Below are 22,858 nucleotides of genomic sequence, written 5' to 3'. Positions count from 1 at the left end.
TCCTATGACGATCCGGCGCCTTCCGTTGCTCGCGATGGCTCTCGCCTTCCTTCTGGCCGCCTGCGGGTCGGACTCCCCCGCTCCCGCCGCAACCACTCCGAGTCAGGGTGACCCGGCGCCCTCCGCCGCCGTGTCGGGGCTGGTACCGGTGACCCTCGCCGTCCCGGAGGGAATGGACGCCGCCCCGCTGAACACGCAGCGGCAGGCGCTCGTGCCCCCCGGCTGGACACTGTCTGTGTTCGCACGGGTCCCCTCGGCCCGGCAGGCCGCATGGGCCCCGGACGGCACCCTGCTCGTCTCGGTGCCGGAGAACGGCACCGTCGTCCGGCTGGAGCCCGACGGGCGAGGCACCGCAACCGTGTCCGCGCTGCTGACCGGGCTGAACCAGCCGCATGGGCTCGCCTTCTCCGGCTCGGCCCTGTACGTAGCGCAGAGCGACCGGGTGAACGCCTTCGCCTACGCGGCGGGACAGGCGACGAACCCGCGTCCGGTTGTCACGGATCTACCCGATGCCAGGAGCCCGGACCTGCGAGGCAGATACGCCCATGCGTTGAAAAGTGTCGCCGTGGGTCAGGACGGATCGGTCTACGTGTCCGTCGGATCCACCGGCAACATCAGCGCTGACGATCTCACCGCGACGCCGCCGCGGGCCTCGATCCTGCGCGTGCCACCCGGCGGCGGGCCACCGGAGCCGTTCGCCGTGGGCGTCCGCAACGGCACCGCCCTCGCCGTCGCCCCCGACGGCGCGGTATGGACCGCGGTCAACAACCGGGACAACATCCAGTTCCCGTACGACCGCCCCTACGGCGACGATCCGGGGTCGGCGCGAGGGCAGGTGATCGACGAGTATGTGCGTGACCATCCCGTCGAGCCCTTCGCGAAACTCACCCCCGGGCGGAACCTGGGTTGGCCGTACTGCAACCCCGACGCCGACGTGGACCCCGGTGTCCGCGGCTCCCGCCAGGACTTCTCCGACGTCCCGTTCACCCGCGACGTCCAGACGAACCCGGACGGGCGGATGCTCGACTGCGCGGCACTCCCCCCCGTGGAGCAGGCACTCCCCGGGCATTCCGCGCCGCTGGGCCTGTCGTTCGTCGACGGCGACCTGCCAGGCGGCTACGCCTCCGGCGCGCTGGTGGGCATACACGGCTCGTGGAACGCGTCACCCCCACGCGCCCCGGAAGTGTCGTTCTTCCCCTGGCGCAACGGCGACCTGGGCGGGCAGCAGACCCTGGTCGGCGGGTTCCAGACTGCGGACGGCTCTCGGTGGGGCCGTCCGGTGGCCGCGGTCGCGGGACCGGACAGGGCCGTCTACATCACCGACGACCAGGCCGACGCCGTGTACCGGCTGGCTCCCCCGGCGCGCTGAACCAGCCGCAGCGTCATCTACCAGACCTGGCCGAAATGGATCCCGTCGCTGGCCAGACAGCCCTTAGGGGACGCGGGCGATGGCGCCGTAGACGTTGACGCGGCTGTCGGCCAGTTCCTCAGGGACGTCCTTCTCGGCGTGCCAGCGGTGGACCGGCACGACACCCGGCTCGACGAGGTCGAGGCCGGCGAGGAAGTCCTCGACCTCGGCCCGGGAGCGTGGGGTCAGCGCGATCCCGCGTGCCTGGTAGACGGCCGAGACCCGCTCCGCCTCCTCCGGCGCGAAGTCCCCGGTGGCGTGGGTGAGCGCCACGTAGCTGCCCGGCGGGAGGATCTCCGTGTAGCGGCGGACCAGGCCGTACGGGTCGTCCGACTCAGGGATGAAGTGCAGCACGGCGATCAGGGAGAGCACGAGCGGCCGGTCGAGGTCGAGAGTCTCGGCCAGCTCGGGCGAGGCGAGGATCTTCTCCGGCTCGCGCAGGTCGGCGTCGAGGTAGGCGGTGCGGCCCTGCCGGGTACCGGTCGGCAGGGTGCGGGCGTGCGCGAGGACGATCGGATCGTTGTCGGCGTAGACGATCCGATCGTCCGCGGCGGCCTCCTGCGCGACCTCGTGCAGGTTCGGCGAGGTCGGGATGCCGGTGCCGATGTCGAGGAACTGCCGCAGCCCCAGCTCCCCGGCGAGTCTCCGGGTCGCGCGGTGCAGGAACGCCCGGTTCTCACGCGCCCCGGTCCGCATGTCCGGGAAGATGGCCAGCGTCTGCTCGGCGGCCTCCCGGTCAGCCGGGAAGTTGTCCTTGCCGCCCAGGAAACAGTCGTACACCCGAGCCGAGTGCGGAACATCGATCTTCAGATCGGCCGGGGTGAGCTGTTCCGTCACAGGCGTGAACCACGGCCTCGCGCCGGACGCATCGGCATCGGCATCGGCATCGGTCACCGTGCACAACCCCCACGTTCCGGCGCAACCATCTGGAATCACCCTGACGGGCAGCCGGCCACCTTCCCCGCAAGACCACGGCGGACAGCGTGCGGCTCGCCGGGAGGCGTCGGGCTGTGAGGTGTCGGGCTGCACCCCTTGGCGGTGACGCGTGGTTAGCATCCACCCGGATTCGGGTAGCGGCATCTCAAGGAGATGCCCTCGCGGAACGGAGGGCTGACGTGGCATCGGCCTGACGAGGGGGTCCGCGGATGCGCCTTCCGGGCAGTCGATCGGTATGGCATCTGCCGGCCGCCGTCCTCCACGCCCTCACCCCACCCCTGTTCGACCGGTTCGAACCGCGCACGGAACCCGGCCGGCGCGACCGCGTCGCCGGCCGAATGACGAGCTTCGAGGTACGCGGAGCCTCCGGGCCGGAGGGCGAGACCCGCTGCCGGGCGCTGGAAGAGGCGCTCGGGCGTCACCCGGGGGTCGCCTGGGCTCGGGTGAACGCGCCACTGAAGCGCGTCCTGATCGGCCTGGTCGATTCCGCGCCCACCACGGACGAGCTGGCCGCCGCCGTGAGGCAGGTGGAGGGGGTGACGGCCGAGCCGAGCGTTGACCTGCTGCCCGGCGGCTTCACCGGACCGGTCCGCCGGTCGGGGATGGCCCTGGCCGCCGACGCGGCGGCGCTGGCACTGGCGTCGGTGGGTCGACTCAGCCGGTGGGCGTCGCTCCCCGCCGAGCTCACCTCGCTGGTCACGCTCGTCGACACCCAGCCCCGGCTGCGCTGTCAGCTGGAACGGATCCTTGGCCAGGACAATGCCGACCTCGCCCTCGCGGTGGCCAACGCGGCCGCCCTCGGCCTGACACAGGGATATGTCAGCCTCGGTACCGACGTCGCCTACCGACTCCTGGCCCTCGACGCGGCACGCGCCCGCCGGGATGCGTTCGCGGCCGTGGCGGACGAACTGCTGGGCCGCCCCGAATGGGCCGGGGCGCGACCGGTGGTCGTCGAACGGCCGCGACCGCTGCCGGCCGGCCCGATCGAGCACTATGCGGATGTCGCCGTGCTCGGCGGGCTGGCGGCCGGTGCGGCCGCGGCCGGCCTCACCCACGCCCCGCGCCGGGCGGCCGCTCTCGCCCTCACTGCGCTGCCCCGCTCGACCCGGCTCGGCCGCGAGGGATTCGCCCTCCAGCTGACCCGCGTGCTCGCCCGACGCGGCGCGCAGGTGATGTCCCCGGCCGCACTGCGGTTGCTCGACCGCGTCGACACCGTCGTCGTCGATCACGACGTCCTGGTCAGCGGCCAGCACACCATCGGTGACATCGTGTCGTTGCCTGGCGCCGACCCGAGCGAGGTGGCCGTCCGCTCCCACGCGCTGTTTCGTCCCGCCGACACCACTGCCCGCGTGAGCCGGGACGGCTGGACGCTCGGCCCGGTGGAACGGTTGGCCATCCGGGGCCGCACCGGGGTGCGGGAGCGGCGCCGGCTGGCCGCGGCGGGGGCGGTGACCGTGCTCGGCCTCGCGCAGGGCACGAGGTTGATGGCGCTCGTCGGGCTGGTGCCCGAGCGTGTGGAGGCCAGCGAGCAGTTCCTGGCCGCCTGCCGCCGTTCCGGCTGCGCCGTGTTCGTGGCCGGCGGCCCGGAGGGTGGGCCGAGCGGGCGGACGCCCTGGGACGGGTGGGCCGGGTTCCGGCATGCCCCGGGGGGCACCCGGCTGGTGGCGACCGTCCGTGGTTTGCAGGCGGAGCGCGGCGGTGTACTCGTCGTGTCCCGGCAGCGGGCAGCGGTCGGCTGCGCGGACTGCGGGGTGGGCGTAGCCGGGCCGGACGGATCGCCGGCGTGGGGGGCTCATGTTCTGGTCGGCAACGACCTCCTCGCCGCGGGGCTCGTGGTCGAGGCTGCCGGTGTGGCGTCCCGGGTCAGCCGGCACGCGGTGCGCCTGGCGGAGCTGGGCACGGGGACCGCCGCCCTGGTCGCGCTGACCGGGGCCGGCGAGGCGCTGGCGGCCCGCGCCCAGCTCATGGTGACGGTTGCGGCCGCGGCCGCTCTGGGGGAAGGCACCTGGGCTGCGCGTGAGCTGGGCCGCCGGCCGGCGCCCCCGACGATCCCGCATATCCCATGGCATGTGCTGCCGCCCGGGGCATGCCTGGACCGGCTCGGCAGCACCCGGCGAGGACTCTCCACCGGCCAGGTCGCCCAGCGGCAGGTCGGCGAGACGTCCGTGTCCGTGAACGCCCCCGGTCTGGCCCGGGCGTTCGCCGCGGAACTGGCAAACCCGCTCACCCCGGTCCTGCTCGGCGGCGCCGCGCTGTCCGCCTCCACCGGATCGGTCCTCGACTCCGGGCTCGTCGTCAGCGTCGCGGTCGGCTCCGCGCTCATCGGGGCGGTGCAGCGGCTGCGCGCCGACCGGGCGCTGGCTCGTCTCTTCGCCGTCTCGGCCATCCCAGCTCTGGTGCGGCGGGACGGTGCGGACGTGGAGCTGACCGCGGACGATCTGGTGGCCGGGGATGTGCTCACGCTGGGGCCGGGCGACGTCGTCCCCGCCGACTGCCGCCTGCTGTCCACCGAGGCACTCGAGGTGGACGAGTCGTCGCTGACCGGCGAATCGCTCCCGGTGGCGAAGTCGCCGAAGCCGGTCGCCGCCCGGGACCTGGCGGAGCGGACCTGCATGGTCTTCCAGGGCACGACCGTGGCCGCCGGGCGCGCCACCGCCCTGGTGGTGGCTACCGGCACCGCCACCGAGGCGGGGCGGGGCCTGGCCGCGGCCGCCGAGCCGGCGAGACCGGTGGGTGTGCAGGCCCGGCTCGCGGCGATCACGGACCTCACCATCCCGGTCGCACTCGGCGCGGCCGGGACGTTGCTGCTGTCCGGGCTGGTACGCGGCCTCCCGATCCGGAACACGCTGAGTGCCGGAGTGGCGCTGGCCGTCGCGGCGGTCCCCGAGGGGCTGCCCTTCCTCGCCACGGCCGCCCAGCTCTCCTCCGCCCGACGGTTGGCCGGGCGGGGCGCGCTCGTACGCAATCCGCGCACCATCGAGACGCTCGGCCGGGTGGACGTGCTGTGCTTCGACAAGACCGGGACCCTCACCAAGGGGAAGATCCGGCTGACCGCGGTGTCGGACGGCTCCCGTTCCCGTCCGCTGGCGGACCTCGACGGGACCGGGCGTCAGGTGGTGGCCGTCGGCCTGCGCGCCACCCCGGACGACCAGCATCGCAAGCTGCCGCACCCGACCGACCGGGCGGTCGTGAAGGGCGCCGCCGCCGCGGGCGTGGGCCGGGCACCCGACGGGCGGGAATGGTCGCCGTTGACCGCCCTGCCGTTCGACCCGAGCCGCAGCTACCACGCCTGCCTGGGCCAGCTTGGCGCCGCCACGTTGCTCAGCGTCAAGGGAGCGCCCGAGGTGGTGCTGCCCCGCTGCACCCACCGCCGGACCGGCCGCCGCACCCAGCCGCTCGACGTCCGTGGCCAGGCACGTCTGGCTCGGGAACACCACCGCCTCGCCGCCGCGGGCTACCGGGTGCTTGCCGTCGCCGAGCGCCGCGTGGCGGCCGCGGGCCCCGCGGCGCGCCGGCAGCTGGCCGACGACGACGTCGCGGGCCTTGCGTTCCTCGGGTTCCTGGCGCTGTCCGACCCGGTCCGGGACACCGCGACCCCGTCCCTCGACCAGCTGCGCGCCGCGGGCGTGCAGATCATAATGATCACCGGCGACCATCCGAGCACCGCGCGGACGATCGCCGCGGAGCTCGGGGTGCTTGACGGCGATGCGCAGGTGGTGACCGGCGCGGAACTCGATGCCATGGCCGACGCGGAACTCGACGCCATGCTGCCGCGGGTGGCCGTCGTCGCCCGCGGCACACCGGCGCACAAGGTCCGGGTGATCGAGGCCTTCCAGCGGCTGGGCAGGACCGTCGCGATGACAGGTGACGGTGACAACGACGCGCCCGCCATCCGGCTCGCGGACGTGGGCATCGCGCTGGGTAAACGGGGGACCCCGGCGGCACGGGCCGCGGCCGACGTGATCATCACGGAGAACCGGCTGGACGCCATCCTCGCCGTGCTCGTCGAGGGCCGGTCGATGTGGGCCTCGGTCCGCAAGGCGCTGGGCATCTTCGTCGGCGGCAACCTCGGCGAGATCGCCTTCACCCTTCTCGGCTCGCTGGCCACGGGACGCTCACCGCTGTCCGCCCGGCAGTTGCTGCTCGTCAATCTGCTCACCGACCTCGCCCCCGGCCTGGCGGTGGCGCTGCGCCCACCGGATCCGGAGGCGAGCGGCCGGCTCCTGGGCGAGGGGCCCGAACGGTCCCTGGGCAGTCCCCTCAACGCAGAGATCGCGGTGAGGGCGACCGCGACGACCCTGGCCGCCGCGGGTGCCTGGATCGCCGCCCGCCTCACCGGGCGGCGCCGGCGCGCCGACACGGTCGGGCTCGCGGCGCTCGTCGGCTCCCAGCTCGGCCAGACCCTGCTCGTTGGCGGGCGCAGTCGCATGGTGATCCTCAGCAGCCTGGTCTCGGCGGTCGTCCTGGCCGCCGTCGTGCAGGTGCCCGGGTTGAGCCACTTCTTCGGCTGCACCCCGCTCGGCGCGGCCGGATGGACGATCGCCGTCGCCGCGTCCGCTGCCGCGACGCTGCTCTCGTTCCTGCTGCAGCGGCGTACCGAACGCCTGCTACAGCGGCGTACCGAACGGCCCGTCCCGACTCGCGCCGACTTGACCCAGATCCTCCACGGCCTCGCCCGCGTTCCCCGGGCGGCGGTCCGGACAAGTGCGGCCGGCCCCGTCCCGGCACCGGCCGGTCGCGGAACAGGATGACGCCGAGCGGGACATCGAGGGGAGCGGTCGATTTTGCCGAGCTCCCACCGGGGGATGCTATTGCCGTCGTCCGAGGTGAGGAGGAACCATGATGAGCGGGATGAGTAGTCCGTCGCGGGCCCGCACGAGCGGCAGGCGGACGGCGAGCGGCAGGCGGACGCAGGACCAGGACGGCCAGCGGGCCGCACAGTCACCGGTCGAGCAGATGGGGGCGGACGCGAAGGAGCGGCACGAGACCCACTCGGCGATGCTGCGGCTGCCGTTCCTCAATGCGCGGTTCGAGATCCCCCACCCGTCGGGGGAACCGATGCACCTGGGCCCGATGACACTGCCATCGCCGGGGAAGACCGCCTACTACGCGGGGCTGGGGCTGCTGGCCGTCACCGAAGTGATCGAATGGCCGGTCGTCGCCGCGATCGCGGCCGGTACCTATGTCGCCCAGCACACCGGCACCCCCCGGGGCGACCAGCTCCGGGCCGAGCAGGCGCGCCACGGTCAGCGCGAGCCGGCGACCGTGTCGTCCTGACGCGGTCGCCGGGCTGACCGGGCACTCGGCGTCAGGTACCGGCGGGCAGGAGTTCGCCGATCAGCTTCTCGATGCGGGCACGGATGTCGTCGCGGATCGGGCGGACCGCGTCGATGCCCTGCCCGGCGGGGTCGTCGAGTTTCCAGTCCTCGTAGCGTTTGCCGGGGAAGATGGGGCACGCGTCGCCGCAGCCCATGGTGATGACCACGTCGGAGGCTTGGACGGCCTCGACGGTGAGGATCTTCGGGGTTTCGGCGGTGATGTCGATACCGACCTCGCTCATCGCGGCGACGGCGGTCGGGTTGATCTGCTCGGCGGGCATGGAGCCGGCGGAACGGACCTCGATCTTCCCGGCGGCGAGGTGGGTGAGCCAGCCGGCGGCCATCTGGGAACGGCCGGCATTGTGCACACAGACGAACAGCACCGAGGGCTTCTCGGACACGGACAGGTCCTTTCGCTACCAGGTGAGCCTGCGCGGCCGGGTCGGGCCGCGGCGTGAGGGTCAGCGGGGGGCGGGCAGGGTGAGGTCGGGGAGCATGCTGGCGATCAGCCCGCGGACCCGGTGGTCGATGTCGTCGCGAACGGCGGCGACCTGATCGGCCGGTGCGCTGTCAGGGTCGTCGATGGGCCAGTCCTCGTAGCGTTTGCCGGGGACATAGGGGCAGCGGTCCCCACAGCCCATGGTGATGACGACGTCGGCGGCGGCGAGGATGTCGTCGGTCAGCGGCTTGGGGAACTCCTCGTCCAGGCTCAGACCGATGTCCTTCATCGCCGCGATGACCTCGGGATGGATGTGCTCGCCGGGGTCGGAGCCGCCGGTACGGATGTGCAACGCGGACCCGGCGTAGTGACGGGTCAGCGCGGCGGCCATCTGTGAGCGGCCGGCGTTGCGGACGCAGACGAACAGCACTTCGGGGACCCGCTTGGCGATCAGTCCGCGGGTGGCGCCGAGGGCTTCGAGGCGTTCCCGGGTCAGTCGTTCCGCCAGTGTCGGGAGGAACAGGGTGACCCGGGCAGTGCGGGCGAGCTGGCGGTAGGAGTCGAGGAGCACCTCCTCGACCTCGCTCGCCGGGAAGGTGGTGTCGTAGTCGTAGGCGAGCCGGGCCGCACTCGCGGACAGCGCCCGTGCGGTCACCGGGTCCAGGCCCGGTAAGCCGCCGACGCCGGTAGAGCTGTCGAAATCGGTCATGAGACACCTCCAGGAAGACGTGGCTGGGCGGCACCGTTCGCCGCGGCGGCGGTGTCGGTGTGCGGGAGCAGGACCTGGGCGGCCTGCGCCGGGGTGGTCGGGGTCGGGGGGTAGAACAGCCGCACCAGCCCGTACCCGACCAGCCCTCCGACCGCCTGGACGGCGATGAACGCCGGTACGGAGGCGGGGGCGATCCCCGCGAAGGTGTCGGAGAACATCCGCCCGACGCTGATCGCCGGGTTCGCGAAACTGGTGGAGCTGGTGAACCAGTACGCCGCACCGATGTAGGCGCCGACCGCGGCCGGGGCCCGTTCACCCCGCTCGGAACGCACCAGCGCGAAGATCAGGAGGATGAGGCCGGCGGTCGCGACGACCTCGGCCAGCAGGTGTGACCCCGATGCCCGGTGATGCGTGGAGATCGACACCGCTGGCCGGTCGAACATCAGGTTCGCCAGCACCGCTCCCGCGATACAGCCGGCGATCTGGGCGGGCAGGTAGGCGGCGGCATCCCGCCACGACAACCCCCCGAACGCGGCATCGACCGCCGTGACCACGGGATTGAAGTGCGCTCCGGACACCGGCCCGACCATCAGGATGATCGCGTACAGGCCGGCGGCGGTCGCTGCGGCGTTCTCGACCAGTTGCAGACCGATCTGATCGGGGCTGAGCTGCTGCGCGGCGATCCCCGACCCGATGACCAGCGCGGCGAGCAGCATGCTGCCCACCGTTTCGGCGGCCAGCCGCCGCACCAGCGGCGGCTGACTCTCCCCGTTGTCCGTCACGTCCGGTGTCAGCGGGTAACGCCGGCGGGTGCCGGTTCGATCGTCACCGTGGGAGCGCACACCGGCCCGCAATCACACGCCGACCCGGGGCCGTCGCCCGGCTCGACGGTGCGCAGCTGCGTGCCGCTGTTCTCGGCGATGTCGGCGAGCACCGTGTAGATCTCCCACGGCGCGCCGTCCGGGTCATCGACCCACACCTTGTCCTGCAACGCATAGCAGCAGGCGGTGTTCTCCTCCACCGCCGTCACCAGCCCGGAGTCCTGCAGCCGGGTCGCGGCGGCGGACACCTCCTCCGACGTCTCGATCTCCACCCCGAGATGGTTCAGCGCCCCCGCCACCCCAGTGCCACGAGCGTCCGGGTTCTCGATCAGCACCAGCTTCAACGGCGGCACGTCCACGGCGAAGTTCGCGTACCCCGGCCGGCGCTTCGCCGGCTCCACCCCGAACAGCTTCGAGTAGAACTCCACCGCCGCGTCCACATCGGACACGTTCAACGCCAACTGCACCCTGGCCATCACAACCACCCTCACATCGACATCGGTCTATGCCTGTCGAGCCGAGGATGGACGTGCACATAGACGGCTGTCAATAGCTGAGGCATGCTGGAGGCATGGCGACCACCTCCCCACCGGCGGCCCTCCCCGTCACCGAGACCACGGGCGACCACTCGTCCAGCCTCGCGGAGACGATCGCCGCCTGCTGCACCCCGCTGGCCCGCGCACCGCTGTCCGCCGAGGAAGCCGACAGGCTGGTCGCCGTCCTCAAGGCCATCGCCGTCCCCGCCCGGCTACGACTTCTGTCGATGATCTACGCACGGGACGGCGGCGAAGCCTGCGTCTGCGAACTCACCGAACCCCTCGGCCTCACCCAACCCACCGTCAGCCACCACCTCAAAGTCCTCGTCGACGCCGGCCTGATCACCCGCGACAAACGCGGCGTCTGGGCCTACTACCGCGCCGTACCCGAAGCACTCGCCGCCCTCGCCACCGTGTTCAGCCCACCCCAATAGCGGTGTTGCGGCGGCAGGTTCACCGGCCGACGCCGGAACCGACGGATCTACGTGTTCTTCGTCGTCGAACATGCCACCCGCCGTGCCCATGTCCTCGGAGTCACGAGACACCCAACCGCGGCGTGGGTCGCCCAGCGGGCACGGAACCTTCTCATGGATCCCGAGGAGCGTCGGTTGGGCTCAGCCGGTCGGCCTCCAGTTCCCGTCCGCCGGGTCGGGGTCCTGCGGGTCTGGGGGCGGGAGTTCGTCGCGGTCGTCGTGGTCCCGGGTGGGGGCGTCGCCGAGGTCTGACTGGAGTCGGTCGAGATCCAGGTTGAGGGAGGTGTATTTGAGTTTGCGGGCGACTTTCGTGTGTTTGGCTTTCGCTCGACCGCGTCCCATGGAACGACCCCTTCCGGCCATTGCGCACCCCCGCTGCGGTGCTCGTTGTGTGTGATGCCTTCTGAGAACACGAGGCGGCACGGCTCCGCCACATTCTTCGGTATCGACTTCATTACCCGAGGTAGTTCTGGATTCTGTGTGAGTGTGAGGGGTGACGCCGTTTCGCCAGGGTCCTCGACGCGATCTGCTGGATCCGGTCGCGACTTGACCGTCGTGGCGTCGATGGTGGGGAAGTCGAGCTGCCAGCGTGGCGAGGTTGTCGACCTTCTGTCACTCTTGACTTGGACGTCGCCGGAGAGGCTTGGCGGTGGCGTTGATACCGCGATACCTGCGCGTCCTTCGCAGGAGGCAGCGTGCTTGGCGGGAGGTTCGGATAGGCCGGCCGGCATTGACACAAGGTCGACATGACCCCATGTCCCCCACGCGGCCCGCCCGCCCGGCAGCGGCGGACATACCGACATCGCACATCGACGCACGCGCCCGACCTGTCCAGCTGTTTGACGCTCCGCTTGGCTTCGTTCCTGGCCCGTGGCCCGCGTCTACTCATGTGCGGTGAGGGCGTGGGTCGCGGCGGCGGCTATGGCGGGGGTGAGGCGGGGATGGTCGAGGGGAGGCATCAGCTGTCCGGACGGGGTGTGCGCGGTCAGGGTGTGCACGGCGGCGACGCGAGCGGCCAGGGTGATGGGCTGCTGGGTGGTGACGGCTGCGGACAGCAGTCCGGGCAGGGCGTGTAGCGGCCGCGGGCCGGTGGTGGCTGCGGCGAGGGCCGGTGGTGTCTCCGGGCGGCTGTGGAGCACCGGGATACCGACGGGGGGAGCTGCCAGCCCGAGTAGATCGATGATCAGATCGATGTCGGGGGCGAGCCTGTGCAGGGGTTCGATGCCGTAGGCGACTGGGTCGTAGAGGGTCAGGTCGCCGATGCGCGCCGCGACCAGCAGGCCGGCGAGGTCTCCGCCACGAGGCGGATCGATCAGGACGACCCGGGCATGGTGGGGATCGATGGCGCGGGCTCGCAGGTGGGTGAGTGCTGCAGCGGCGACGCCGATGGCGAGGCCGTCGTTGACGGTGTCCAGCAGCAGGTAGGGCGCGGAGGTGAGGGCTGCGCGGACGGCGTTCACGTGTCGGATGTGAGTGTGGACTAGGACGGTGGCGGCGAAGCCTGGTGCGAGCAGCCCGATCGCGGTGGCGAGTTCAGCCGCGCCGGTGGCGGCGATCGGCAAGGGGAAGACGTCGAGTCCGGTGGCTTGATGCAGGTGGACGGCCTGGGATTCCAACGCGGGCAGGGCGGCCGCGGACGTGAGCTGCTCGAAATCGAGGACCGCGCTTGCATCGGTGAGCAGAGCTACTCGCCGTGCTCGGCCGGTGTATCGGTCGGTGTGCCGCGGATGTGCGGCCAGGTGGCGGATGATGCGGCGGTCCGCGTCGGCGTCCAACAGCGCCAGGTCGTGGCCGGTGCCGGTGGCGACGCCGACCCGCTGGGCGAGTTTGCCAGTGGCTGCCGCACGGAACGCGAGGTCCTCGGCGCCGAGGAGGTCAGCGCCGAGCCGACCGCGCAGGGTGCGGGTGAGCCAGGTCAGAGTGCTGGACCCGTCGGCGTCGAGAATGATCCGGCGGGCACCGGTGGGGTCGGGTTCGTCGGCGTGGCACAGGACCGCGCCGGGCGCGTCGGCGATGATCGCCGTCACCGTCACCAGCGCCGACCGCGGGACCCGGATCCGGATGCTGTACGCCGGGTTCGCCCTGGCCGATCCCGGCGTCAGCATCTCGCCTCCGCCGGCCGCCCATGGCCGGAGGTCGGACTGTTCATGCTGAGCTCGTCTCGGCCTTGTGCAGCTGGGCGAGTAGACCCTGCTGGCTGGTCAGCAACTCGGTGAGGATCCGCCGCGCGGCACGCATCAACTCGGCCACATCTCCGCCGGCCAGTGCGTACACCACCGTCGAGCCGTCCCGGGTCGCGGTCACGATCCCCGACCGGCGCAGCACCGCCAACTGCTGGGAGAGGTTCGAAGGTTCCACCTCGATCGCGGCCAGCAGTTCTCGCACCGGCGCCGGTCCGTCCGCCAGCAGCTCCAGCACTCTGATCCGGACCGGATGGCCCAACATGCGGAAGAACTCCGCCTTCGCCTGATACAGCGGTACCTGCACCAGCTCCACCGCCCTTCGCCGGACACCGCGTCACACCTCGATAGCCCACGGCGTACTCGACCCGGCGGACCCGGGGCCGACCCACCTCGCACGTGATCACGAGAGTCGCGCCAAGAGGGCACCGGGCGGGAAGATCCCGCCACGTCCGGAGCACCCCGCACATGAGCTAAGCACAATGTCGCCAATTGACAAAGTCTTCAATTACTACATGATCGGCGGGAGCGAGGAGGGGCCCGCGCCGGCGATCGTGGGGCTGCCCGGTCTGTGGAGCGTCTTCGGGGCCGTGCCGCAGGCACCGGGATAGCAGGGGTGGCCCGTCGAGATCCTGCCCATCGCTACTCCCAGCTGCTGGAACAGGTCCGATACCTCCAACCCGACCCCGGGCACCAGCTCCTCGCCGGCCGCTCTCCAGCGCCCGGATGCCGTCGGGTGGCCAAGGGGCCGGAAGAACTCCGCCTTCAGCTGATACGGAGGCATCGCGACACGCCTTGCCTGGGGACGCCCGCCGGCCGGCACGCGACGACATGTTGACGATCTTCGTCGTCGATAACCTGACAACTTCGTCAGATAGACGAGGTACAGTTCAACCATCTGACAGTCTGTCGAAGGAGTGGGAGATGCCCGTCACGATCCCGGGCCTACAGTCGACGCCGACGACACACCCGGCACTGTTGGAGTGGGTCGCCACGATCGCCGACCTCACCCGGCCCGACCGGGTTCACTGGTGCGACGGCAGCGACGCCGAGTACGACCAGCTCTGCGCGGAGCTGGTCGACAAGGGCACGTTCCTCCGTCTCGCCGAGGACAAGCGGCCCGGCAGCTACTACGCCGCGAGCGACCCCAGCGACGTCGCCCGCGTCGAGGACCGCACCTTCATCTGCTCGAGGAGCCGGGACGACGCCGGTCCGACGAACAACTGGACCGACCCGGACGAGATGCGCATCACCCTGCGGGGCCTGTTCGCGGGTTGCATGCGGGGCCGCACCATGTACGTCGTCCCGTTCTGTATGGGACCGCTGGGCTCACCGATCTCCGCACTCGGCGTCGAGATCACCGACTCGGCCTACGTCGCGGTCTCGATGCATGTAATGACCCGAATGGGTAGACCGGCCCTCGACCAGCTCGGACAGGACGGCTTCTTCGTCCCCGCCGTGCACAGCGTCGGCGCACCGCGCCAGCCCGGGCAACCCGACGTCGCCTGGCCCTGCAACGCCACCAAGTACATCGTCCACTTCCCCGAGACACGAGAAATCTGGAGCTACGGCTCCGGCTACGGCGGCAACGCCCTGCTCGGCAAGAAGTGCTACGCGCTACGGATCGCCTCGGTGATGGCCCGCGACGACGGCTGGCTCGCCGAGCACATGCTGATCCTCAAGCTCACCGGACCCGACGGGAAAATCCATTACATCGCGGCCGGCTTTCCGAGCGCCTGCGGCAAAACCAACCTCGCCATGCTCGTCCCGACCATCCCCGGTTGGAAGGTCGAGACCATCGGGGATGACATCGCCTGGATGCGCTTCGGAGGCGACGGGCGGCTCTACGCCGTCAACCCCGAGGCCGGCTTCTTCGGCGTCGCGCCGGGCACCGGCCGGACGACCAACCCCAACGCCATCGACACGATCCACAGCAACACGATCTTTACGAATGTCGCGCGCACCGATGACGGAGACGTGTGGTGGGAAGGGCTGACCGAGAACCCCCCGGCACATCTCATCGACTGGCAGGGCCGCGACTGGACACCGCAGTCCGCGACGCCGGCCGCGCATCCCAACGCCCGTTTCACCGCCCCCGCCAGCCAATGCCCGACGATCGCTGCGGAATGGGCCGACCCGGCGGGCGTTCCGATCTCCGCGCTCCTGTTCGGTGGCCGTCGGGCCACCGCCGTTCCGCTGGTCGTCGAGTCCATTTCCTGGCAGCATGGTGTCTTCCTCGGTGCCACCGTCTCCTCCGAGACTACCGCTGCGGCGGCCGGGGCTGTCGGTGAGCTGCGCCGCGACCCGTTCGCCATGCTCCCGTTCTGCGGCTACAACATGGGCGACTACTTCACTCACTGGCTTGCCGTCGGCAGCCGTGCCGGGGCGCGGCTGCCGCGCATTTACCACGTCAACTGGTTCCGCAAACACCCCGACACCGGCGCGTACCTGTGGCCCGGCTACGGCGAGAACAGCCGGGTTCTCGCCTGGATCATCGGCCGACTCAACGGGACCGCGCAGGGCCGTGTGACACCGCTCGGCGTGGTCCCCCCACCCGAAGCGCTCAACGTCGACGGCCTGGACGTGACCGGAGACGACCTCAACCTGCTCCTGTCCGTTGACTGTGCCGCCTGGGAACACGAAACCGACACGATCCGTCGATACTTCACCGACCTCGGCCCCCGCATGCCCGACGCTCTCTGGGTCGAACTCGCGGCCCTCGCCGACCGGCTGCACTGACACCACGTCCCACCCCTCACTCCCCATGAGCCAACGGGTTCGGCCGCCGCCACAGCCTGACAGCAATGCCGCCGACCGACGCTTCGTCCACGCCCCTGCCCCCGGCGCGCCTAGCTGGCTGTGTCCTGTCGGCGGCATTGGTTTGGCCACGTCGTCTTCCATCGACGGCTGTTAGAGAGCTGAACTACGCCGCTCCAATCTGATGAAGTTGTAAGGTTATTGAGTCGTGTGACGAGCTGTCGGACGGGCGTCGTGCCTGACGGACGGCTGGTAGTTGGAGGTTGGAGGGAGAGGTCGTATGGCGACGCCGCTGTACCAGCTGAAGGCGGAGTTCTTCCGGACCCTTGGCCACCCGGCGCGTATCCGGGCGTTGGAGCTGCTCAGCGAACGAGAGTGGTCGGTGAGCGAGCTGGTGCCCGAGATCGGGTTGGAGGCGTCGCATCTGTCCCAGCAGCTCGGGGTGCTGCGCCGCGCCGGGCTGGTGACAACCCGCAAGCAGGGCACGACCGTGTTCTACGCGGTGGCGTCACCGGAGATCGTGACATTGCTGGCGGTGGCCCGCTCAATCCTAACCGGCGTGCTACATGAGCAGGCCGACCTGCTGCGTGACCTACTCGCCACCGAGCCCTGAACATTCCGGCGGAGTCAACGACCACAGCAGATCACGACCATCGAAACGATAATCTCATCTCGAGAGGATCAAGAGGCTTTCGGTCACGACCCAGCCAACAACCAATGCTTGGAATGACCGTCCACTTCTCACAGACATCGCTACATTTCGCCACGTGGAGAGGACCTGCTCGGTGGTCGACACTCTGAGCCCCTCGCGCCTTCCCGGACTCCGCAGGTGCCACGATCTGCGTTCTCGCTGCGGGCCCGTTCCCAGCGGCGAGTCAGAATATTGCTGGGTCTCCTGGAAAAATCTGCCGTCGACGCTGAGCATGGGTGCTGACTGACATGGGCCGGTCTTTCCGCGGACATGAAGATGCGCCGCCCACGGATCTGAGTGCCCCCGACGAAGCCGCGGAGGAAAAGGTCCGAGATCTCATCACCCGGGGTAAGGAGAACGGTTTCGTCACTCCGGAGGACGTTGTCGCTGCGCTACTCGCAGCGGAGCTGCCGCCAGAGAGCAGCGACGTTGTCCTACGGCTGCTCGCGGAGGACGGCATCGAGGTCCTCGATGAGGTGGGCGGGGACGCTTCAGACATGCCCAGCCGGCGTCGTGAGGGAGAGGAACTCGCGCTTGCGACGCCCCTCTCGGACCCGGTACGGATGTATCTCAAGGCCATCGGCCGGGTGCGATTGCTGACCGCAGAGGAAGAGGTCGACCTAGCGAAGCGGATCGAGGCGGGTCTGTTCGCCTCCGAGAAGCTCGCCGCCGTCCGAAGGACCTCCCCGCGGCTGCGTCGGGACTTGGAGGCGATCGAGCAGGACGGTCAGATCGCCAAGCGCAAGCTGGTGGAGGCGAACCTGCGCCTCGTGGTGTCCATCGCCAAGCGGTACGTCGGCCGGGGCATGCTGTTGCTGGACCTGATCCAGGAGGGCAACCTGGGCCTGATCCGGGCGGTGGAGAAGTTCGACTACACCAAGGGATACAAGTTCTCCACCTACGCCACCTGGTGGATTCGGCAGGCTGTCACGAGGGCCATCGCGGACCAAGGGCGCACCATCCGGATTCCGGTGCACATGGTCGAGACAATCAACAAGGTCACCCGGATCCAGCGGCAGCTATTGCAGGATCTGGGCCGGGAGCCGTCGCCGGAAGAGATCGCCACACAGGTGGACCTCGCCCCGCACAGGGTGGAGGAAGCTCTCAAAGTCGGACAGACACCGCTCGCCCTGGAGACCCCGATCGGCGAGGAGCAGGACTCCCAGCTCGGAGACTTCATCGAGGACAACGACGCGATTGTGCCGTTCGAAGCGGCAAGTTTCGTCCTCCTGCAGGAGCAAATCGACTCGGTCCTACACACGCTGTCCGAGCGGGAGAAGAAGGTCATCCAACTCCGGTTCGGTCTGACTGACGGCCAGCCCAGGACGTTGGAGCAGGTAGGCCGGGAATTCGGGGTGACCCGGGAACGGATCCGGCAGATAGAATCAAGAACCCTGGCGAAGCTAAGCCACCCGGCGCGTTCACAACGACTACGCGACTACCTGGTATAGCCCCGCTTCAGGCGAGACCGCAGTCACGGGGTCTGACGTCCGACTAAGGGCGAGGGCCCGCGCTGGTAGCCGGCGTCATCGACTGATGGGACGAGGTGGACTCCATCCGCCATTGACGGTACCGGAATCCGCGGCGCGCTGCTGCGGTCCGAGGAAACAGCGCATGCCAGGCCCCATCGGGCCGGCGGTCAGACGGCGATGGTCAGGAGTCTTCCGGCACCTCCAGGAGTAACCACCCAGGGACACGGATCGAGGTCGGTTCGGTCTTCTCCGCGCCGGTGGCACCGTCTCGCATCCATGGAATCACGAATTGAAGACATATTCGTCTTATCATCTCCCTCCCGGAAGGGGTGGAGATCCACACCCTGACGTTGATCGGATTGTTCATGTACCCGACCAACCCCGCCCGTCCCAGCGCCCTGGTCTTGCCACGATGAGTACCGCCTCCCTGCGGTGGGTGGCCTCGCTTGGTCGGCTCCTGCCCGGCCGAGCCGATGCGCTGGCCGTGCGCCGTCAACCGGCCCGCGATCTGATCGCGGGGATGACCGTCGCGGTGGTCGCACTACCCCTCGCGCTGGGGTTCGGTGTCTCCTCCGGCCTGGGCGCAGCCGCAGGACTCGCGACCGCCATCGTCGCGGGCGCCGTCGCGGCTGTCTTCGGCGGATCGAACCTGCAGGTGTCCGGCCCCACCGGGGCCATGACCGTGGTCCTCGTACCGATCGTGCACCAGCATGGTCCGGGCGGCGTCCTGACCGTCGGTCTGCTCGCTGGAATGATCCTGCTCGCGCTCGCCGTCCTGCGCGTCGGCCGCGCGATGCGTTACGTACCGGCTCCTGTGGTGGAGGGATTCACCGCGGGCATTGCCGCGGTGATCTTCCTTCAGCAGGTTCCCGCCGCGTTGGGAGTACAGCCACAGGACCGGGACGCGGTGACCGCCGTGGCCTGGGGAGCCATCACCGACTTCGCCCACCGGCCGCAGTGGACCGCGCTCGCACTCGCCGCCGCGGTCGTGGCGTTCATGCTGGTCGGCGCCCGGCTGCGGCCCACGGTGCCGTTCTCACTGGTGGCCGTGGCCCTCACCTCGATCCTGGTCACGGCGAGTGGGTGGGACGTCGCCACCCTGGGTGCGCTACCCGCGACCCTGCCCAGTCCCTCGCTCGGGTTCCTCGACATCGCCGCCATCCCGACCCTCGCGACGGCGGCGGTCGCGGTGGCCGCACTTGCCGCCTTGGAAAGCCTGCTCTCCGCCAGCGTCGCGGATGCGATGACCTCCGGCGAGCAGCACGACCCCGACCGGGAGCTGTTCGGCCAGGGCCTGGCAAACCTCGTCGTTCCGCTGTTCGGTGGAGTGCCCGCCACCGGCGCGATCGCCCGCACGGCCGTCAACGTCCGGTCCGGGGCATCCTCGCGCCTCGCGGCCCTCACCCACGCGGTGGTTCTCGCCGGGATCATGCTCGTGGCGGCGCCCCTCGTCGCACGTATCCCGCTGGCCGCGCTCGCCGGTGTCCTCCTCGCCACGGCCATGCGAATGGTGGAGGTCGCCTCGCTGCGTGCCCTCGGCCGCGCATCACGCTCCGACGCGGTCGTCATGATGCTGACCGCGGGAGCGACCATCGCTCTCGACCTCGTCGTCGCCGTCCTGCTCGGCCTCGTCGTCGCCGGAGCTCTCGCGCTGCGGCAGATCGCCCGCAGCGCGCGCCTGGAAGAGGTGCCCCTGACCGCGGCCGATCACTACGACGCCGACCAGGCTCTGCTCGCCGACCACGCGCTGCTCACCGAGCACATCGTTGTCTACCGCATCGATGGACCCATGTTCTTCGCCGCCGCCCACCGCTTCCTTCCCGAACTCACCGCCATCGCGGACGTCAAGGTCCTCATCCTCCGGCTTTCCAAGGTCAGCGCGATCGATGCCACCGGCGCGATCGTCCTACGCGACATCATCGACCGTCTCGAACACCGCGGCATCACGGTCTATGTCTCGGGCCTGCGGCCCGAACACACAAGGACCCTGATTGCCATCGGCCTGCTCGACCGGCTAGAAAGACAAGGGCACGTGTTCGACTCCGCCGCGGCGGCCATCCAAACTGCCCGGGACCATCTTCACCACACCGACGCTCTCGCGGAAAAAGGAGGAACCGTAAATGCAACTGCCGGGTTTGTTGCGCCGGCGGATGCCACGGTCCTGGCGGGTCCCGAGGCATGATCGGGTGATGGCTCGCCGTACTGAGTCCGGCACCGCGGCGGCCGGACCGCCGCCCTGCGCGCCGGGCTGGCCGGCCGGCCACCAGCGGCCGGCTGCTGGCAGGCTCGCGGCCTGGACAAGCGGCTGCCGGGGCTAGGCGTCGACCTGGCTGCCTTGCCAGATCATCGACGGCCGGTCAGCGTCCGGGAGATATCGGCGACTGCCAGGCGGATCGGCCGCCAGATCGTGCGGTTGATCCAGCGGCACGGCTGGACGACGAGGAGGCGGAATGCGGCCGCGACCGCTCGCCAGCACCAGGCGACGGGGATGACGACCAGGATGCGTAGCACCGTGCTGATGGCCCGGACCACCGGGGCGAGGATCGTCCGCCAGCACCAGGCGAGTGGCACGACGACGAGCACCCGCAGTGCCGCCCGGACGCCCCGGAGGGTGGCCCGGACGAGCGCGGCGCACGCCCGCCAGGCCGGAACCACCAGCGTTCGGACGAACCAGCCGAGCGGACGGGCTATCAGCTGCTCGAAAAGAAACCCCAGTCCCCGCGCGAGCAGGAGGACTGCCTGCCAGACCGGGGTCAACAGCCAGCGGAGGAACGACCCGACCGCGCGGACCACCGGAGCGACGAGCCGCCGCCACATCCAGGTCAGCACTCGTCCGATTGGCTCGATGACCAGCCGCCACAGGCCGCGGGCGATCAGCCGGGCGAGCTCGTAGAGCAGCCGGCATGGCAGGACGACGACGGCGGCGACCGCCCGCGCCGGCCAGACGACGAGCACCCGGACCGGCCAGGGAACCTGACCTGGCGGCTGCGGCTGCGGCTGCGGCGCCCGTTGATATGGAGCAGGCCCACCCGGCACAGGAGGCCGCGGCGGGCCCTGAAACGGGACAGGTCCATCCGGCACAGGAGGCTGGGACACACGCTGGTACGGGGCGGGGGCACCCGGCGCGGGTGGGCGCGGCGGCTCTGCCCTCGGTGGGAGACCCGCTCCAGACATCCCGCGCCTCCTACCGACCGGTAATCGCTTGACTGTATGCCCTATACCAGCAGGTTTGGTAGGACTTGTCGCAGCGTTCGCGTCGATCCGATTATCAGTTGCGTGATAGTAGGTGATTGTTTGGATCGCTCGCTGCCAGCCGGTGGGATCGACCGCCAGTCGGTGGCTCAGAGTCGTCCCGGCGTCGTCCCCGGCACGGTCATCCGGACAACAAGACGAGCCCCGTCATCTTCGACCCGTTGCACGACCTGGGCGAGCCAACCGTCTCCGGTGTCCGGACGGCCCACCTGTACAACAGTTTCGTCACAGGCGGGTTGATCACCGATATAGCCGAGTCGCACCACCTGTCCGAGTGAAGTTGGCCCGTTCCTGTTCACCCCTGGGCGCTTCGGGATAACGGTCCCAGGGAGGAGTGCAGGTGCCGAGATTACAGCCGCCGTACACAGAGGAGTTCCGCCGGCAGATGGTGGAGCGGCGCTGACGCCCTTATGTTCGTCAAGCTGCTGGGGTGGTTGGCGGTGTCGGCAGGGCGTGGTAGATCTCTCGTGTGACGTAACGTTTCAAGCAGCGAACGATCTCGCGGGGAGGGTATCTCTATGGCGTTGTCAAGCGACTCTGGCCTGTGGGGTGCCAGAACTCGACTATCGGCGTTGACCTGGGGTTTTAGGCGGCTCGTTCGTATTCGTTGATCAGGCCGCCGAGGACGGGTCGGCGTTTGACGTTCCTTGCATGTCAGGGCGTAGAGAAGGGACCCGCACGATGACCGACCAGCCTGCCCGATCCGGGCCCCGTCCGGCGGTCCCCGTCCGCATCCGGGACAGTGGAGCCTCCCAGGTCGCGCTGTTCGCCGCTGAGCCGCCCGCCGACCGCCCGACGCCCCAGGGCACGTCAACGACCCGAGCCCGCACGTGCCAGGTCCCGGACGCCACCGACCCGGGCGGACACGTCGACACCCATCCCACCCCGCGATCGGCCCTGGCGGCCGTGAACGTCCGATCCCCGCGCCGCGATGGCCCGGGGTGGGACGGCGAATCGGCCGCCGTCAGCCGATGAACACCGTTCTGGCCACGTCCCTACCGCATCTCAAGGCAGCAGGCGGCACGACGGTAACGGAACGTCACCATCGCCGAGACGATGCCTCAACCGCGGGTCCCGGCCCTCGCGCCCTGAGGCGACGCCCCATTCATGATCGTCCCCTGCACAAACCCGCCGAATGTGCACCCAAACCCCTATTGATCTTGATGAGATGATCTATGACTTTGCAAAATCGCAGGTCAGGGGCTATCCGTCTGGAGCCGGCGAGGGGACTCGAACCCCTAACCGCTCGATTACAAGACGGAACGCTACGTGTCGGAACATGCCGGAAGATGCCGCCCAATGCCGCAAAATCCCAGGTCAGGACGTTTTCGCTGTCGGGTAGTGCCGGCGAGTGTCGCGGCGTGCCGGAGCATCCGCGCACACAATGCGCACCCATGCCGGCGGATCTCGGCCATCGCCTGAGCGACGCTAACGCCTCACCAGCTCACGCCACTAGATGCTTCTCCCGTAGCGCTATGTAGTCGGTTGCGGGACAGGCAAGTCCGATCCGTGCCGTGACCTGCGGCGTAGAAGCCCTGCGCCACCAGAGCAGCTGCTGGGCTCGCCGGCTGATCACGGGGTGCCGCGTCATCGACGTCGAGTAGGCCCCTCGGCTCGGGAACTGCGACAAGCCGCCAGCGTCGCGTGGCGCGAGGAGGACGTCGAACCCCGCAACCACGAATTACCAGTCGTCCTCGCGCTGCCCCACGCCAGTGCCGGAACGACGTGGTTGGCATCGTCCGATGGCGTCAGCCGCCCTGCGAGACCCCCGCGCGCGTGCGGGGACGACCCGGTGCCCGCGTAGCACCACGCCGAGTTGATGGGAAGATTGTCGGCGACTCCTGAACACTGACCCCCTGTGGCGCT

Annotated in this window: 18 protein-coding genes and 1 pseudogene; 9 read left to right on the top strand and 10 right to left on the bottom strand. The window is 70.1% G+C overall.

The genetic code is table 11. The features are described 5' to 3' along the window. The first annotated feature begins 4 nt into the window (after positions 1–4). Entirely contained in the window at positions 5–1,369 is a 1,365-nt protein-coding gene (locus AC559T_RS32460; RefSeq protein WP_498871111.1) for a PQQ-dependent sugar dehydrogenase, read from the top strand. Positions 1,370–1,432: 63 nt separating this feature from the next. Here the strand turns inward: AC559T_RS32460 and AC559T_RS32455 are convergent, their stop codons facing one another. Then, positions 1,433–2,245, bottom strand: a complete 813-nt coding sequence (locus tag AC559T_RS32455) for an SAM-dependent methyltransferase (protein ID WP_498871110.1) — start codon at positions 2,243–2,245, stop codon at positions 1,433–1,435. A 437-nt stretch (positions 2,246–2,682) separates the two neighbouring features. On the opposite strand from AC559T_RS32455, the gene AC559T_RS32450 reads away from it, so the two are divergent. Both AC559T_RS32450 and AC559T_RS32445 read left to right on the top strand, forming a co-directional pair. Then, positions 2,683–7,095, top strand: coding sequence for a cation-translocating P-type ATPase (locus AC559T_RS32450; protein ID WP_498871109.1), 4,413 nt, complete (start codon positions 2,683–2,685; stop codon positions 7,093–7,095). Positions 7,096–7,195: 100 nt separating this feature from the next. After that, on the top strand, positions 7,196–7,621 hold the full coding sequence (locus tag AC559T_RS32445; protein ID WP_198541182.1) for a hypothetical protein: 426 nt from the start codon (positions 7,196–7,198) through the stop codon (positions 7,619–7,621). Positions 7,622–7,652: 31 nt separating this feature from the next. Here AC559T_RS32445 and AC559T_RS32440 read toward each other — a convergent pair whose 3' ends face one another. Genes AC559T_RS32440 through AC559T_RS32425 form a run of 4 tightly spaced genes read right to left on the bottom strand, consistent with a single transcriptional unit; the run spans position 7,653 to position 10,107 of the window. Continuing rightward, positions 7,653–8,063 (bottom strand): arsenate reductase ArsC, encoded by a 411-nt coding sequence (locus AC559T_RS32440; RefSeq protein ID WP_112109274.1) that lies wholly within the window; start codon positions 8,061–8,063, stop codon positions 7,653–7,655. Between the two features lie 60 nt (positions 8,064–8,123). Further along, positions 8,124–8,810, bottom strand: coding sequence for an arsenate reductase ArsC (locus AC559T_RS32435; protein WP_112109275.1), 687 nt, complete (start codon positions 8,808–8,810; stop codon positions 8,124–8,126). Further along, entirely contained in the window at positions 8,807–9,592 is a 786-nt protein-coding gene (locus AC559T_RS32430; RefSeq protein ID WP_498871108.1) for an aquaporin, read from the bottom strand. Before AC559T_RS32430 ends, AC559T_RS32435 begins: the two co-directional genes overlap by 4 nt. A gap of 8 nt (positions 9,593–9,600) precedes the next feature. Beyond that, a complete protein-coding gene (locus AC559T_RS32425; protein WP_112109276.1) occupies positions 9,601–10,107 on the bottom strand; it encodes an ArsI/CadI family heavy metal resistance metalloenzyme in 507 nt (168 codons plus the stop codon). A 95-nt stretch (positions 10,108–10,202) separates the two neighbouring features. Between AC559T_RS32425 and AC559T_RS32420 the strand changes: the two genes are divergently transcribed. Together AC559T_RS32420 and AC559T_RS32415 are read left to right on the top strand one after the other, a co-directional pair. Then, complete coding sequence (locus tag AC559T_RS32420) at positions 10,203–10,601, top strand: ArsR/SmtB family transcription factor (protein ID WP_498871107.1); 399 nt, start codon at positions 10,203–10,205, stop codon at positions 10,599–10,601. Between the two features lie 39 nt (positions 10,602–10,640). Continuing rightward, positions 10,641–10,772: pseudogene (locus tag AC559T_RS32415) on the top strand (integrase core domain-containing protein); the annotation flags it as partial. Positions 10,773–10,781: 9 nt separating this feature from the next. Here AC559T_RS32415 and AC559T_RS32410 read toward each other — a convergent pair. The 4 genes from AC559T_RS32410 to AC559T_RS32395 form a co-directional block, all read right to left on the bottom strand. Then, positions 10,782–10,982, bottom strand: coding sequence for a DUF3073 family protein (locus tag AC559T_RS32410; RefSeq protein WP_368954594.1), 201 nt, complete (start codon positions 10,980–10,982; stop codon positions 10,782–10,784). A gap of 539 nt (positions 10,983–11,521) precedes the next feature. Then, positions 11,522–12,745, bottom strand: a complete 1,224-nt coding sequence (locus tag AC559T_RS32405; RefSeq protein ID WP_498871106.1) for a malic enzyme-like protein — start codon at positions 12,743–12,745, stop codon at positions 11,522–11,524. A 40-nt stretch (positions 12,746–12,785) separates the two neighbouring features. Beyond that, positions 12,786–13,127: an ArsR/SmtB family transcription factor gene (locus tag AC559T_RS32400; protein ID WP_071060311.1), complete on the bottom strand. Its 342-nt coding sequence runs from the start codon at positions 13,125–13,127 to the stop codon at positions 12,786–12,788. 204 nt (positions 13,128–13,331) lie between these two features. Further along, entirely contained in the window at positions 13,332–13,604 is a 273-nt protein-coding gene (locus tag AC559T_RS32395; RefSeq protein ID WP_498871105.1) for a hypothetical protein, read from the bottom strand. A gap of 140 nt (positions 13,605–13,744) precedes the next feature. Here AC559T_RS32395 and AC559T_RS32390 point away from each other — a divergent pair, with 140 nt between their 5' ends. From AC559T_RS32390 to AC559T_RS32375, 4 genes are all read left to right on the top strand, one after another. Next, entirely contained in the window at positions 13,745–15,559 is a 1,815-nt protein-coding gene (locus AC559T_RS32390; RefSeq protein WP_498871104.1) for a phosphoenolpyruvate carboxykinase (GTP), read from the top strand. Positions 15,560–15,857: 298 nt separating this feature from the next. Beyond that, positions 15,858–16,190, top strand: a complete 333-nt coding sequence (locus tag AC559T_RS32385; RefSeq protein ID WP_020461889.1) for an ArsR/SmtB family transcription factor — start codon at positions 15,858–15,860, stop codon at positions 16,188–16,190. Between the two features lie 326 nt (positions 16,191–16,516). Then, positions 16,517–17,719, top strand: a complete 1,203-nt coding sequence (gene rpoD / locus AC559T_RS32380) for an RNA polymerase sigma factor RpoD (RefSeq protein WP_368954599.1) — start codon at positions 16,517–16,519, stop codon at positions 17,717–17,719. A 433-nt stretch (positions 17,720–18,152) separates the two neighbouring features. After that, positions 18,153–19,922, top strand: coding sequence for a SulP family inorganic anion transporter (locus AC559T_RS32375; protein ID WP_112107080.1), 1,770 nt, complete (start codon positions 18,153–18,155; stop codon positions 19,920–19,922). A gap of 161 nt (positions 19,923–20,083) precedes the next feature. On the opposite strand, the gene AC559T_RS32370 is transcribed toward AC559T_RS32375, so the two are convergent. Further along, the gene (locus tag AC559T_RS32370) at positions 20,084–20,695 is read right to left on the bottom strand and encodes a hypothetical protein (RefSeq protein ID WP_498871103.1); all 612 of its coding nucleotides are present in this window, start codon (positions 20,693–20,695) and stop codon (positions 20,084–20,086) included. Between the last annotated feature and the right edge of the window lie 2,163 nt (positions 20,696–22,858).

It is taken from the genome of Frankia sp. Hr75.2, from assembly GCF_949319125.1.
Lineage (GTDB): Bacteria > Actinomycetota > Actinomycetes > Frankiales > Frankiaceae > Parafrankia > Parafrankia soli.
This window is presented reverse-complemented; position numbering and strand designations above follow the sequence as displayed.

What these genes read in the sequence shown, in the direction of transcription:
- AC559T_RS32460 (WP_498871111.1), top strand. Translation starts at nt 5, where the DNA reads ATGACGATCCGGCGCCTTCCGTTGCTCGCGATGGCTCTCGCCTTCCTT.
- AC559T_RS32410 (WP_368954594.1), bottom strand. Translation starts at nt 10,982, where the DNA reads ATGGGACGCGGTCGAGCGAAAGCCAAACACACGAAAGTCGCCCGCAAA.
- AC559T_RS32375 (WP_112107080.1), top strand. Translation starts at nt 18,153, where the DNA reads ATGAGTACCGCCTCCCTGCGGTGGGTGGCCTCGCTTGGTCGGCTCCTG.
- AC559T_RS32450 (WP_498871109.1), top strand. Translation starts at nt 2,683, where the DNA reads ATGACGAGCTTCGAGGTACGCGGAGCCTCCGGGCCGGAGGGCGAGACC.
- AC559T_RS32405 (WP_498871106.1), bottom strand. Translation starts at nt 12,745, where the DNA reads ATGCTGACGCCGGGATCGGCCAGGGCGAACCCGGCGTACAGCATCCGG.
- rpoD (WP_368954599.1), top strand. Translation starts at nt 16,517, where the DNA reads ATGGGCCGGTCTTTCCGCGGACATGAAGATGCGCCGCCCACGGATCTG.
- AC559T_RS32385 (WP_020461889.1), top strand. Translation starts at nt 15,858, where the DNA reads ATGGCGACGCCGCTGTACCAGCTGAAGGCGGAGTTCTTCCGGACCCTT.
- AC559T_RS32420 (WP_498871107.1), top strand. Translation starts at nt 10,203, where the DNA reads ATGGCGACCACCTCCCCACCGGCGGCCCTCCCCGTCACCGAGACCACG.
- AC559T_RS32445 (WP_198541182.1), top strand. Translation starts at nt 7,196, where the DNA reads ATGAGTAGTCCGTCGCGGGCCCGCACGAGCGGCAGGCGGACGGCGAGC.
- AC559T_RS32390 (WP_498871104.1), top strand. Translation starts at nt 13,745, where the DNA reads ATGCCCGTCACGATCCCGGGCCTACAGTCGACGCCGACGACACACCCG.
- AC559T_RS32425 (WP_112109276.1), bottom strand. Translation starts at nt 10,107, where the DNA reads ATGGCCAGGGTGCAGTTGGCGTTGAACGTGTCCGATGTGGACGCGGCG.
- AC559T_RS32395 (WP_498871105.1), bottom strand. Translation starts at nt 13,604, where the DNA reads ATGCCTCCGTATCAGCTGAAGGCGGAGTTCTTCCGGCCCCTTGGCCAC.
- AC559T_RS32435 (WP_112109275.1), bottom strand. Translation starts at nt 8,810, where the DNA reads ATGACCGATTTCGACAGCTCTACCGGCGTCGGCGGCTTACCGGGCCTG.